Origin of the sequence: Nocardiopsis endophytica, from assembly GCF_027706725.1 — a bacterium.
In the GTDB taxonomy this organism is placed as follows: Bacteria; Actinomycetota; Actinomycetes; order Streptosporangiales; family Streptosporangiaceae; genus Nocardiopsis_A; species Nocardiopsis_A endophytica.
In genome coordinates this window covers 21211-33617 of record NZ_JAQFWQ010000045.1, presented here as the reverse complement: position 1 = coordinate 33617, position 12407 = coordinate 21211, and the positions used below count along the sequence as shown (strand labels likewise).

The 12407-nt window shown below is 72.6% G+C and carries 11 protein-coding genes; all 11 read right to left on the bottom strand.

The annotated features are described in order from the left end of the window. Positions 1-43 precede the first annotated feature (43 nt). Positions 44-919 carry a sugar phosphate isomerase/epimerase family protein gene (locus O4J56_RS16530; RefSeq protein ID WP_270686759.1) on the bottom strand — a complete coding sequence of 292 codons (876 nt, stop codon included), beginning with the start codon at positions 917-919 and terminating at the stop codon, positions 44-46. Positions 920-953: 34 nt separating this feature from the next. After that, positions 954-1958, bottom strand: a complete 1005-nt coding sequence (locus O4J56_RS16525; protein WP_270686758.1) for a Gfo/Idh/MocA family protein — start codon at positions 1956-1958, stop codon at positions 954-956. Positions 1959-2041: 83 nt separating this feature from the next. After that, positions 2042-2953, bottom strand: a complete 912-nt coding sequence (locus O4J56_RS16520; protein ID WP_270686757.1) for an ATP-binding cassette domain-containing protein — start codon at positions 2951-2953, stop codon at positions 2042-2044. A gap of 5 nt (positions 2954-2958) precedes the next feature. Continuing rightward, complete coding sequence (locus tag O4J56_RS16515; RefSeq protein ID WP_270686756.1) at positions 2959-4023, bottom strand: ABC transporter permease; 1065 nt, start codon at positions 4021-4023, stop codon at positions 2959-2961. Between the two features lie 6 nt (positions 4024-4029). After that, a complete protein-coding gene (locus tag O4J56_RS16510; RefSeq protein WP_270686755.1) occupies positions 4030-5016 on the bottom strand; it encodes a substrate-binding domain-containing protein in 987 nt (328 codons plus the stop codon). Positions 5017-5162: 146 nt separating this feature from the next. Further along, entirely contained in the window at positions 5163-6083 is a 921-nt protein-coding gene (locus tag O4J56_RS16505; protein WP_270686754.1) for a TIM barrel protein, read from the bottom strand. A gap of 46 nt (positions 6084-6129) precedes the next feature. Next, positions 6130-7626, bottom strand: a complete 1497-nt coding sequence (locus O4J56_RS16500; RefSeq protein WP_270686752.1) for a CoA-acylating methylmalonate-semialdehyde dehydrogenase — start codon at positions 7624-7626, stop codon at positions 6130-6132. A 34-nt stretch (positions 7627-7660) separates the two neighbouring features. Next, on the bottom strand, positions 7661-9553 hold the full coding sequence (gene iolD, locus O4J56_RS16495; RefSeq protein ID WP_270686750.1) for a 3D-(3,5/4)-trihydroxycyclohexane-1,2-dione acylhydrolase (decyclizing): 1893 nt from the start codon (positions 9551-9553) through the stop codon (positions 7661-7663). Continuing rightward, positions 9553-10482 (bottom strand): 5-deoxy-glucuronate isomerase, encoded by a 930-nt coding sequence (gene iolB / locus O4J56_RS16490; RefSeq protein WP_270686748.1) that lies wholly within the window; start codon positions 10480-10482, stop codon positions 9553-9555. Before iolB ends, iolD begins: the two co-directional genes overlap by 1 nt. A gap of 43 nt (positions 10483-10525) precedes the next feature. Beyond that, positions 10526-11401, bottom strand: coding sequence for a Cgl0159 family (beta/alpha)8-fold protein (locus O4J56_RS16485; protein WP_270686746.1), 876 nt, complete (start codon positions 11399-11401; stop codon positions 10526-10528). After that, positions 11391-12377, bottom strand: coding sequence for a 5-dehydro-2-deoxygluconokinase (gene iolC, locus O4J56_RS16480; protein ID WP_270686745.1), 987 nt, complete (start codon positions 12375-12377; stop codon positions 11391-11393). Before iolC ends, O4J56_RS16485 begins: the two co-directional genes overlap by 11 nt. Positions 12378-12407 lie beyond the last annotated feature (30 nt).

Sequence of the window (12407 nt, the reverse complement as noted above, 5' to 3'; positions counted from 1 at the left end):
GCAGGGGCGGGGGACCACGGGAGCCCGTCCCCCGCCCCTGCCCCTACGCCACCAGGGACCCCAGTTCCTTGGTGACGCGCTCCAGCATGAACACGCTCGACTCGCGGGCGCGTTCCTCCCAGGCGAAGACGCACACGGTGGCAACGCCGTCGAACTCGATGTCCCGCAGCGTGCCGAAGAACGCCTCCCAGTCCACCTCGCCCTGGCCGATGTCCAGGTGCTGGTGGATCCGGGCGGGGGTGCCGGGCGGGTTGAGGATGTAGCGCAGCCCGCCCGACCCCTTGTGGTTGAAGGAGTCGGCGATGTGCACGTGCTTCAGCCTGTCCCCCGCGTAGGCCATCATCCGCCGCACGTCCGCCCCCGGGTCCTCGCCGGACAGGTGGAAGGTGTGCGGGGCGCAGTACAGGTAGTTCACCCACGGCTTGTTGATGGCCCGCACCAGGTCCACGGCGGGCTCGTTGACCTCGCAGAAGTCGTCGGGGTGGGCCTCCAGGTTCAGCGCGATCCCCTCGCGCTCGAACACCGGCAGCAGCTCCTCCATCGACCTCCAGAAGGCGGCCTCGCTCTCGGCGGCCCGCTCCGGGCGCCCGTTGAACTCGGAGTTCATCAGGGTGCAGCCCAGCTCGACGGTCACCTCGATCATGCGCCTCCAGTAGCGCACGGCGGCCCGCCGCTCCTCCTCGTCGGGGCTGGACCACTTGTACAGCGGGAGCACGCTGGACAGCTCCACCCCCGTCTCCCGCAGGACCCCCTTGAGCTCGGCGACCCGGTCGTCGTCGGCGCGGGGGTGCAGGAAGAAGGGCATGAACTCCTCGCGCGGGGAGAGCTCGATGTGGGAGTACCCGATGTCGGCGACCGTGCGGACCATCTCCGCCATGGGCAGCTTGCGGAACATGTACGGGTCGAGCGCGATCTTCACGGTGGGCTCCTTTCAGGCAGGGAGGCGTTCGGCGTCAGGCGTAGAAGTCCGGTCGCTCCTCCACCTTCGTCGGGACGACCTCGCCGGTCTCCAGCGAGTGGACGGCGGCGTCGCCGACCATCGCGGCGGCGTAGCCGTCCCAGGCGCTCGGCCCCTCGATCCGCCCCGCCGCGACCGCGTCCGCCCAGGCCTGCACCTCGGCGTCGAAGGCCGCGCCGAAGCGCCGCTTCCAGTCCTGGTGCACGGACGACCCGCTGCGCCCGGCCGCGTGCAGGACGGCCTCCTGCGGCTCGGGCAGGCGCACCGCGCCGTCCTCGCCGACCACCTCGCAGCGGATGTCGTAGCCGTACTGGCAGTTCACGAAGACCTCCAGGTCGATGCGCGCGCCCGACTCGGTCTCGAAGAGCAGCAGCTGCGGGTCCACCAGGTGCGCGAACCGCTTGGAGGTGCGGCGCGGCCGGATGATCTGCGCCGTGGCCAGCTCCTCGCCGAGCAGCCAGCGCAGCGTGTCGATCTCGTGGATGGCGGTGTCCTTGGTCGCCATCTCCGAGTGGTAGGCCTCGGGCACGGTCGGGTTGCGGTGCGCGCAGTGCGCCATCAGCGGGACGCCGATCGCCCCCTCGTCGATGAGCTCCTTCATCGCCCGGTACCCGGTGTCGTAGCGGCGCATGAAGCCCACCTGCACCAGCCGGGAGCCGTGCGCCCGCTCGGCCTCCATGATGCGGCGGCAGTCCTCGGCGGTGGTGGCCAGCGGCTTCTCGCACAGCACGGGCTTGCCCGCCCCGATGGCGGCCAGCACGGAGGCGGCGTGCGCGGGCCCCCAGGAGGCGACGAGGACCGCGTCCACCTCCGGGTCCGCGACCACCTCGGCGTCGGAGGCCAGGGCGCGGGCACCGACGCCGGCGGCCGCCTCGGCGGCGCGCGCGGGGTCGATGTCGGTCACCGCTGCGACGCGGGCGCCGCTGACCACCCGGTCCAGCCTGCGCATGTGGTCGGTGCCGATCATCCCGGCGCCGATGACGCCGACGTTCACGGTCATCTTCTCGTTCCTCTCACAGGGGTGCGTATGCGGGCCCGGCCGGTGCCGCGCGAGGGGGCCGCGGCACCGGCCGGGGGCTTTCTTCACGCGGGGCCGTCGGCCGGTGCGGTCGGGTGCGGCACCGCGGGTCCGCCGTCGGGGCCCTCGCTCCGGGCGAGCTCGTGCTCCAGGGCGTCGAGCTCGGCTCCCCCGGCCATGTGGTGGGTCAGGTCCCCCAGGGTCAGCTCCGCACGCGGGGCGTCCAGCTCCGTCTCACCGAGCCGGAGGATGACGAAGTGGTCGCCGACCATGTAGGCGTGGTGCGGGTTGTGCGTGATGAACACGACCCCCAGCCCCGCCTCCCGGGCGGCGCTGACGTACTTGAGCACCACCCCGGACTGCTTGACGCCGAGCGCGGCGGTGGGCTCGTCCAGGATCAGCACGCGGGCGCCGAAGTACACGGCGCGGGCGATGGCCACGACCTGCTTCTGGCCGCCGGACAGGTTGGCCACCGGCGCGTCGATGTCGGGCAGGTCGATGCCCATCTTCTTCAGCTCCTCGTCGGTGATGCGCCGCATCGCCGCCACGTCGAGCCGGGAGAAGGGGCCCACCTTCCTGAGGATCTCCGAGCCGAGGAAGAAGTTCCGCCACACCGGCATCAGCGGGACCATCGCCAGGTCCTGGTAGACGGTGGCGATGCCGCGGTCCAGGGCGTCGCGGGGCGAGGCGAAGGCGACCTCCTCCCCGTCCACCCGGTAGGACCCGGCGGTGGGGGCGTGCAGCCCGGCCAGGATCTTGATCAGGGTGGACTTGCCCGCCCCGTTGTCGCCGAGGATGCAGGTGACCTCTCCCGCGCCGACCCTGAGGTCGACCCCGGACAGGGCCCTGATGTTGCCGAAGGACTTGCCCACGCCGCGCAGCTCCAGCAGCGGCGCGTCGGCCCCGCCCCCGGCCGCCCCGGCGGTGCCGGCGGCGCCCTCGGTGTCCGCGGTGCTCCGCGGTGTCGTGTCGGTCATGGTCCTCACCTCTTGCTCGCCTGGCGGCGGACCCAGGCGTTGACGACCACGGCCAGCAGCAGCATCGCGCCGACGAAGAACATCACCCAGTTGTTGTCCCAGCCGGCGTAGACGATGCCCATCGTGGTCATGCCGTAGATGAACGCGCCGATCGCGGCGCCGATGACGGATCCGAAGCCGCCGGTCAGCAGGCACCCGCCGACGACGGCGGCCATGATGTACAGCAGCTCCATGCCCACGCCCTCGCCGGACTGCTGGCGCCCGGAGGCCGTCAGCAGGTGCATGCCGCTGAACCAGGCGAAGAAGCCGACGGTCATGAACAGGCCGATCTTCACCCGGGTCACCGGAACGCCGACGGCACGCGCGCTCTCGGCGTTGCCGCCCACCGCGAAGATCCAGTTGCCCACGCGGGTGCGCATCAGCACCCAGGTGGCCGCGGCGACGAACACCAGCCACCAGATGACGGTGATGCGCACACCGCCCAGGACCGGGACCGGCACGGAGGAGGCGAACACCGCCCGCGCCGATTCGTAGCCGTCCATGTCGGAGATGTTGGGCCCGGACACGCTGCCGGTGACGAGCTTGGTCACGGCGATGTTCAGGCCCTGGAGCATCAGGAACATCGACAGGGTCACCAGGAAGCTCGGCAGCTTGGTGCGCACCAGGATGGCGCCGTTGGCGAACCCGATCGCCAGGGCGACCAGCAGGGAGATCCCGGCCGCCGCCCACACGTTCAGGTTCAGGTAGTAGCCGGCCATGCCCGCGGTCAGCGCCGCGGTCACCACCGCCACCCCGGCGGACAGGTCGAACTCGCCGCCGATCATCAGCAGCGCGACGCCGACCGCCATGATGCCGACCACGGAGGCGGCGTACAGCACGGTCGCGAAGGAGTCCCCCTGGCGGAAGGTGGGGGCCAGCGCGAAGAAGACGGCGAAGACCGCCACCGCGCCGATGAGCGAGCCCAGCTCGGGGCGGCTCAGCAGGCGGTTGAGCAGCGGGCGGCGCCCGGCCCGCAGCTCCTTCTCAGTGGTGGCCGCGGGCGCCGGCCGCGGTGCGAGGGTGCTCGCCATTGCGCGTCACCGGGTTCCCTTCTCGGCGAACTCGGCGACCTGGCCGACGTTGTCGGAGTCCACGAAGCTGGGTCCGGTCAGCACCGGCTCGGTGCCGCCGCCGATGTCGTTGCCGTTGGCGTTGAGCAGCCACAGTCCCTCAACGGACATGTACCCCTGCAGGTAGGGCTGCTGGTCGACGGCCCACTCGATGGTGCCGTCCTCGATGGAGGCCACGACCTCCTTGTTCAGGTCGAAGGTGGCCACCTTCGCGTCGCTCCCGGCGTCGGACACCGCGTCCAGCGCCGCCATGGCGAACGGGCCGCCCAGGGTGACGACGTGGTCGATGTCCTTGTCGGACTGCAGCTTGGAGGTGATGGAGGACTTCACGTCGGGCATGCTCGACCCGTCGACGTACAGGGTCTCGGAGTCGCCGTCGAAGGCCTCGTCCAGCGAGGAGCAGCGCGTCTCCAGGGCGACGTGGCCCTGCTCCTGGATGACGCAGAGCGCCTTCTCCGCCCCGGCCTCGTTCAGCCGCTCGCCGAAGGCCTCCCCGGCCAGGGCCTCGTCGGTGCCGAAGTACTCGGTGACGCCCATGTCCTGCCACTCCTCGATGCCGGAGTTGAAGGCGACCACCGGGATACCGGCGTCCTCGGCCTCCTGCACCGCCCCCTTGAGTTCGTCGGGCTTGGCGAGGGTGACGGCGATGCCGTCGACGCCCTTGTCGATCGCGGTCCGCACCAGGGTCGCCTGCTCGGAGGCGCTGGGGTCGGAGTTGTAGTCCAGGGTGATGCCGTGGTTGGCGGCCGAGTCCTCGGCACCGGCGCGGATCCGGTCCCAGAAGGTGTCGCCGGGCACCTCGTGCGTGATCATCGCGATCGTCAGGTCGCCGGCCTCGGCGTTGCCGCCCGCGTCTTCCTGCTGTGCACCGCCTCCGGAGCTGCACGCGGCCGCGGCCAGGGCCAGGACGGACGCCGCTGCCAGGTAGGCGGAGAGCTTGGGGGTGCGGTTCATGGGTGGTACCTCTGTCTGAATTCCGGGAACTGCTGGGGTGGGTCCTCTCTCGGTCGCCGGCGCTGTCCGGTCGTCCCGGTCGTTCCAATCGGGGGATGTCCGGGCCCGCCGTCGCGGGCCCGGGAGCCGTTGGGTGTCCGCGTTCCTCAGGCCTGCTGGTAGCGGGCGCCGAGGCCGCAGCTGTTCAGGTACTTGCGCGTGCGCACCGCGATGGGCAGCGGCACGTCGGGCTCGCACGGGTAGAGGTCCTGCTCGACGATGACGAACACGCGCGCGTCCACGTCGTCCAGGGCGTCGAGGACCTTGGAGGGCACCGGCTCGCCCGCGGGCGGCTCGACGCACACCCCGCGCTTGACGGCCTCGCCGAAGGACAGCTCCTCGGCGTCCTTCTGCCGCAGCACCTCCGGGTCCATCTGCTTGATGTGCACGTATCCGATGCGCTCGGAGTAGCGGCGGATGAGGTCCACCGCGTCGCCGCCGCCGTAGGCGACGTGGCCGGTGTCCAGGCACAGCGAGACGTAATCGGAGTCGGTGCCGTCCAGGAACCGCTCGATCTCGGGCTGGGTCTGGATGTGGGAGTCGGCGTGGGAGTGCAGGCACAGCCGCACCCCGTACTCCTCCATCAGCAGCCGTCCGAGCCGGTCGGCGTTGCGGTACAGGGTCCTCCACTGCCCGTCGTCGAGGGTGGGCGACTCGGTGAAGCCGCCGGTCTTCTCGTCGCGGAACATGGGCGGGATGAACACCAGGTGGTGCGCGCCCATGGCCTGGGTCAGCCCGGCGACCTTGCGCACGGTGGAGACCATGCCGTCCCACTGGGCGTCGTCGTGGAGGGCGCCGAAGACGGTCCCGCCGGAGACCTTGAGGCCGCGCCTGCCGACCTCGTCGGCGAGCCGGTCGGGGTCGGTGGGCAGGTAGCCGTAGGGGCCAAGCTCCACCCACTCGTAGCCGGCCTCGGCGAGTTCGTCGAGGAAGCGGTACCAGGGGGTCTGGTACTCGTCCTCGGGGAACCACACGCCCCAGGAATCGGGGGCGGATCCGAGGACGAGCTTGTCCTTCACGGTGCTCATTGGTGCCGTCCTTTGCTGAAGCTGAAGGGGTGCGGGCGGGCCGGGCTCAGCCGTGGGTCGGGAAGTTGAACGCGGCCTGGACCGAGCGGTCGACGCGCGGCCACCGGCTGGTGACGGCCTTGGCGCGGGTGTAGAACCGCACGCCCTCGGGGCCGTGGATGTGGGTGTCGCCGAAGAGGGAGTCCTTCCAGCCGCCGAAGGAGTAGTGCGCCATGGGCACCGGGATCGGCACGTTGACGCCGATCATCCCCACACTCACCCGGCGCTGGAAGCGGCGGGCCGCCTCGCCGTCGCCGGTGAAGATCGCGGTGCCGTTGCCGTACGGGTTGGCGTTGACGATGGTGATGGCCTCGTCCAGGTCGGCCGCGCGGACCACCACCAGCAGCGGGCCGAACACCTCGGTGGTGTAGACGTCCATGTCGGCGGTGACCTTGTCCAGGACCGACGGGCCGATGAAGAACCCGTCCTCGTGGCCCTCCACCTTGAGGCCGCGCCCGTCGACGACGGCGACCGCGCCCTGCTCGGTGCCGGAGGCCACGTAGGAGGCGACGCGGTCGCGCGCCTCGGCGGTGATGACCGGGCCCATGTCGTTGCCCGCGTCGTGGCCGGGGCCGACCTTGACGGCGCGGGCCTTGTCGGCCAGGGCCGGGACGAGCGCGTCGGCGGCCTCGCCGACGGCCACGGCGACCGAGATCGCCATGCACCGCTGCCCGGCCGAGCCGAAGGCGGCGGCGGTCAGGTGGGATGCGGCGTCGTCCAGGTCGGCGTCGGGCAGCACGACCGCATGGTTCTTGGCGCCGCCGAGGGCCTGCACGCGCTTGCCGGAGGCGGTGGCGCGCTCGTGCACGTACTTGGCGATCGGGGTGGAGCCGACGAAGGAGACCGCGGAGACGCCGGGGTGGTCGAGCACCGCGTCGACGGCGGTCTTGTCGCCGTGCACGACGTTGAACACGCCGTCGGGCAGCCCGGCCTCCTTGTACAGCTCGGCGACCAGGTTGGAGGCCGAGGGGTCGCGCTCGCTGGGCTTGAGAACGAAGGTGTTGCCGCAGGCGATGGCGACCGGGTGCATCCACAGCGGCACCATGATCGGGAAGTTGAACGGGGTGATGCCGGCGACGACGCCGAGGGGCTGGCGGAAATCGAAGGCGTCGACCCCGGTGGAGATCTGGTCGGAGTAGCCGCCCTTGAGCGCGGAGACGATGCCGCAGGCGTACTCGACGACCTCGCGGCCGCGGACGATCTCCCCGCGCGCGTCGTCGACGACCTTTCCGTGCTCGGAGGAGATGACGCGCGCCAGCTCGTCCTCGTGCTCGACCAGCAGCTCGCGCAGGCGGAACATGACGCGGGCGCGCTTGGTGAGGGAGGACTCGCCCCAGGTCTCGAACGCCTTGGCGGCGGCGGCCACGGCGGCGTCGACGTCGGCGGTCTCGGCCATGAGCACCTTCGCCTGCTCGGCGCCGGTGGCCGGGTCCCACACGGGCTGCGTGCGGGTGGAGACACCGGTCGTGGCGGCCCCGTCGATCCAGTGCTGGATGAATTCCATGGTCTTGCCTTTCAGAGGCGCGGCTCTGCGCGCGTCACAGGTAATGGCGCTGCTCGCGCTTGTGTTCGGCGTAGGTGCGGTGGGCCCGTCGGGTGCTGTCCAGCTCGGACACCTCGCTCACGGGCACGTCCCACCAGCCGTTCGAGGGCGGGTTGGGACCGGTCAGGTCGGTCTCGATGTGCACGACCGTCACGGTGTCGGCGGCCTTGGCGGCCTCGACCGCCGCGCGCAGCTCCTTGAGGCCGTCGGCGCGGATGGTGTGCGCGCCCAGGCTGGCGGCGTTGGCGGCCAGGTCGACGGGGAGCGTGGACCCGTCGAGCAGCCCGGTCCCGGGGTCGCGGTAGCGGTAGCGGGTGCCGAACCTCTGTGAGCCCAGGTCCTCCGAGAGCGACCCGATGGAGGCGAACCCGTGGTTCTGCAGGACGACGATGACGACCTTGACGCCCTCGGCCACCATGGTGGTGATCTCCTGGGAGAGCATCAGGTAGGAGCCGTCGCCGACCAGGACCACGACCTCGCGCTCGGGGGCGGCCATCTTGGTGCCCAGCCCCGCCGCGACCTCGTAGCCCATGCAGGAGTAGGCGTACTCGACGTTGTAGGCCTTGGGGTCGCGGGCGCGCCAGAGCATCTGCATGTCGCCGGGCAGGCTCCCGGCGGCGTTGATGATGACGTCGGTGTCGTCGAGGGCGTCGTTGAGCACGCCCAGGACGGCGGTCTGCGCGGGGAGCGGCCCGTTGTCGACCGCGTAGCAGGCGTCGGTGGTGCGGGCCCACTCCTCGGCCAGCGCGCGGGCGCGCTCCCGGTAGGCGTCCTCGACCCGCCACCCGGAGAGCTCGCGGCGCAGCGTCTCCAGGCCGGAGCGCGCGTCGGCGACGAGCTGGTGGGCCGAGTGCTTGGCGGCGTCCAGGCGCGCCACGTTCAGGTTGACGAACTCCACGTCCGGGCCGGCGAACACGGTGTGGCTCGCCGTGGTGAAGTCGCTGTAGCGGGTGCCGATGCCGATGACCAGGTCGGCCTCGCGGGCCAGGGCGTTGGCGGCCGAGGTCCCGGTGGAGCCGATGCCGCCGACCGCGCACGGGTGGTCCCACGGCACCGCGCCCTTCCCGGCGTGGGTGTCGGCGACGGGGATGCCGGTCTCCTCGGCGAAGGCGCGCAGCTCCCCGGTGGCGCGGGAGTAGACCGTGCCGCCCCCGGCGATGATGAGCGGGCGCCGGGCGCCGCGGATCGCCTGGGCCGCGCGGCCCACGGCCGCCGGGTCGGGCTGCGGGCGGTCGATGTGCCAGGTGCGCTCGCGGAAGAATCCGACCGGCCAGTCGTAGGCCTCGGCCTGGACGTCCTGCGGCAGGCACAGGGTGACCGCGCCGGTCTCGGCCGGGTCGGTGAGCACCCGCATCGCGGCCAGGGCGGCCGGGACGAGCTGCTCGGGCCGGGTCACCCGGTCCCAGTACTTGGAGACCGGGCGCAGGGCGTCGTTGACGGTGACGTCGCCGCCGCGGGTGTCCTCCAGCTGCTGCAATGCGGGGTCGGGCCCGCGGGTGGCGAACATGTCGCTGGGCAGCAGCAGGACCGGCAGCCGGTTGGTGGTGGCCAGCGCGGCTCCGGTGACCATGTTGGTGGAGCCGGGGCCGGTGGAGGCGGTGCAGGCGAAGGCCTGCAGCCGGTCGCGCATCTTGGCGTAGGCGGCCGAGGCGTGCACCATGGCCTGCTCGTTGCGCGCCGGGTAGTAGGGGAGGTCGGCCTCGCCGGTGGTGGCGGCCTGGAGGAGGGCCTGGCCCAGCCCGGCGACGTTGCCGTGGCCGAAGATGCCCCACACGCCGGGGATGAGGCGCCGGCGTTCGCCGTCGCGCTCGCTGTACTGGGCGGCGAGGAAGCGCACGAGCGCCTGCGCGGTGGTCAGGCGGACGGTTCCGGTGCTGTCGGTGGTCATCACTCCCCCTTCCCTGCGCGGTCGGCGCTGTCGGCACCGGTGGTGCGGCCGGGGTTCGGGCCGTCGGCGGTGTACAGCGGCAGGCGCGGGTCCATCCCCTGGTGCTCCCAGGTGCGGCGGACCCACCCGTGGGCGGGGTCGTCGCAGATGCGCCAGGCGCGCTCCTCGCCGGGTCCGGCCATGACGTTCAGGTAGTAGAGGTCGTAGCCCGGGACGGCCATCGACGGGCCGTGCCACCCGTGCGGGATGGTGACCACGTCCCCGCTGCGGACCTCGGCCAGGACGTCGATGGGGCGGTCCTCGGTGCCGTAGACCCGCTGGTAGGCCACGCCCGGCCCGGCGGGGCCGGAGCCGACCTCGAAGTAGTAGATCTCCTCCAGCTCGCACTCGCCCTCGGTGGCCTCGTCGTGCTTGTGCGGCGGGTAGGAGGACCAGTTCGACTCGGGGGTGAGCACCTCGCAGGCGATGAGCTTGTCGGCCTCGAAGGCCTGCGGGGTGCAGAAGTTGTTCACCTGGCGGCTGGACTGGCCCGCGCCGCGCAGCTCGACCGGCACGTCCTCGGCCTTGCCGTAGCGGAACGGCAGGCGCCTGTCGCAGCGCGCGGACGGCAGCGCGAACCGGCCGCCGTCGGCGCTGGTGACCGTGGCGGCGGCGTCGCGGGGCACGTAGGCGAAGTCGGTGACGCGGGAGAACACGTCGGGGCGGCCGGCCAGGTCGAAGCGCTCGCCGCCGCACTCCACCGTGCAGGAGCCGTTCAGCGGCAGGACCAGGGTCTCGGCGTCCCCGGTGGAGACCTCCGCGCTCTGGCCGGGGGCCAGCTCCAGCACCTTCAGGCCGGAGTAGCCCCACCCCGCTGAGGAGGGGGTCACGACGGTGGCGTAGGGGCCCTGCGCGGTCGAGCCCGCGGGGACATGGTGGTTCGCGGTCATCGGCGGCCTCCGGGCACGGTCTGCCTCCTCGGTCCGGGGCGTCTCACAGCAGCCCCACGGCGGTGTCGACGGCACCGACGACGTCGTCGTCGGCGGGGTAGAGCAGGGAGCGCCCGACGGTCAGGCCCTTGACCGTGGGCAGTTTCAGGGCCTCGGCCCAGCGGGCGTAGGCGGCGTCGGGGTCGGCGGACAGCTCGCCGCCCAGGAGCACGACCGGCAGGGTCGACCCGGCCACCACGCGCTCCATCTCGTCGACGACGGGCAGCTTGAGCCAGGTGTGCGCGGTGGTGCGGCCCAGGCCGGAGCCGATGGCCACCGACCGGGCGACGGCGTCGGGCGAAAGGTCGTTCTTGACCGCCCCGTCGACGGTGTGCGAGATGAACGGCTCGACCATGGCCGTCAGCCCGGCGGTGTTGAGCTCGTCCACGGCGCGCGCGCAGGCCTCCATGGTGTCGGCGGTGCGCGGGTCGCCGTAGTGCAGGCGGAGCAGCATCTTGCCGCCCTCGAACCGCATGGCCCGCAGGCCGGCGGCGTCGTAGCCGGTGAACCGGTCGTCGATCTCCCAGGCGGCGCCGGTCAGGCCGCCGCGGTTCATGGAGCCGATGGCGGTCTTGCCCTCCAGGGCGCCCAGCAGCAGCAGGTCCTCAAGGATGTCGGCGGTGCCGAGCACCCCGGTGACGCCGGGCCGGGCCAGTGCCGCGCACAGCCGGTCGAGCAGGTCGGCGCGGTCGGCCATGGCCATGGGGCGGTCCCCCGAGCGCAGGGCGCCGCGGGCGGGGTGGTCGGCGGCGATGATCATCGCCTTGCCGTGCTCGCCCAGCGGGGAGGCGGGGCGGGTGCGGGCGGCGGCCGCCTCGGCGATGGCCTCGGGGCGCTCGATGCGCGTCGCGGTCAGCTCGCGCAGGGTGTCAGCGCGCATCGGCCGCCTCCTTCATCCGGGCCTCGACCTCGTCGGGCGTGGGCATGGCGTCGGAGCAGGACAGGCGGGAGGCGACGATCGCCCCGGCCGCGTTGGCGAAGCGCATGGTGCGCTCGGTGTCCCAGCCGGACAGCAGGCCGTGGCACAGGGCACCGCCGAAGGCGTCGCCCGCGCCCAGGCCGTTGACCACCTCCACCGGCACCGGCGGCACGGTGGTGCGGCCGGAGGCGTCGGAGGCCATGACCCCGGCGGGGCCCTGCTTGACCACGGCCAGGGAGACGCCGAAGCGGTCGTGGGCGGTGTCGGCGGCGGCCCCGGGGTCGCGGGTGCCCACGGCGGTCTCCCACTCGTCGAGGTTGCCCGCGGCGACGGTGGCGTAGGGGAGCGCCTCGGCCACCCAGCGGCGGGCGTCCTCGCGGGAGTCCCAGAACATGGGGCGGTAGTCGAGGTCGATGACGGTGGTGCCGCGGCGGCCGCGGGCGCGCAGCGCCTCCAGGGTCGCGGTGCGGCTGGGCTCGGCGCACAGGCCGGTGACGGTGACCCACAGGACCTCGGCCGCGGCGATCGCGTCCAGGTCCAGCTCCTCGGGCCGGATCTGAAGGTCGGGCGCCTTGGGGGTGCGGCCGTAGAAGTACAGCGGGAAGTCGTCGGGCGGGAAGATCTCGCAGAAGGTCACCGGGGTGGCGGCGCCGGGGACCGGGGTGGCGTAGCGGGCGTCGACGCCGTAGGAGGCGAGCGCCTCGCGGACGAAGCGGCCGAAGGGGTCGTCCCCGGTGCGGGTGACCACCGCGGCGCGGCGCCCGTGGCGGGCGGCGGCCACGGCCACGTTCGTCGGGCTGCCGCCGAGGAACTTGGCGAAGGAGCGCACCCGCTCCAGGCCGGCGCCGACCTGCTCGGGGTAGATGTCGACGCCCACGCGGCCCATGGTGACGACCTCGAACGGGTCGCCGCCGGGTCGGCGGTCAGTGGCACTCAACTCGGACCTCCGTCGGTCGCGGCGGACGCC

Excerpts from the sequence above, each read along its gene's own strand:
- O4J56_RS16525 (WP_270686758.1), bottom strand. The coding sequence starts at position 1,958 with ATGACCGTGAACGTCGGCGTCATCGGCGCCGGGATGATCGGCACCGAC.
- iolB (WP_270686748.1), bottom strand. The coding sequence starts at position 10,482 with ATGACCGCGAACCACCATGTCCCCGCGGGCTCGACCGCGCAGGGCCCC.
- O4J56_RS16510 (WP_270686755.1), bottom strand. The coding sequence starts at position 5,016 with ATGAACCGCACCCCCAAGCTCTCCGCCTACCTGGCAGCGGCGTCCGTC.
- iolD (WP_270686750.1), bottom strand. The coding sequence starts at position 9,553 with ATGACCACCGACAGCACCGGAACCGTCCGCCTGACCACCGCGCAGGCG.
- O4J56_RS16515 (WP_270686756.1), bottom strand. The coding sequence starts at position 4,023 with ATGGCGAGCACCCTCGCACCGCGGCCGGCGCCCGCGGCCACCACTGAG.
- O4J56_RS16505 (WP_270686754.1), bottom strand. The coding sequence starts at position 6,083 with ATGAGCACCGTGAAGGACAAGCTCGTCCTCGGATCCGCCCCCGATTCC.
- O4J56_RS16500 (WP_270686752.1), bottom strand. The coding sequence starts at position 7,626 with ATGGAATTCATCCAGCACTGGATCGACGGGGCCGCCACGACCGGTGTC.
- O4J56_RS16485 (WP_270686746.1), bottom strand. The coding sequence starts at position 11,401 with ATGCGCGCTGACACCCTGCGCGAGCTGACCGCGACGCGCATCGAGCGC.
- O4J56_RS16520 (WP_270686757.1), bottom strand. The coding sequence starts at position 2,953 with ATGACCGACACGACACCGCGGAGCACCGCGGACACCGAGGGCGCCGCC.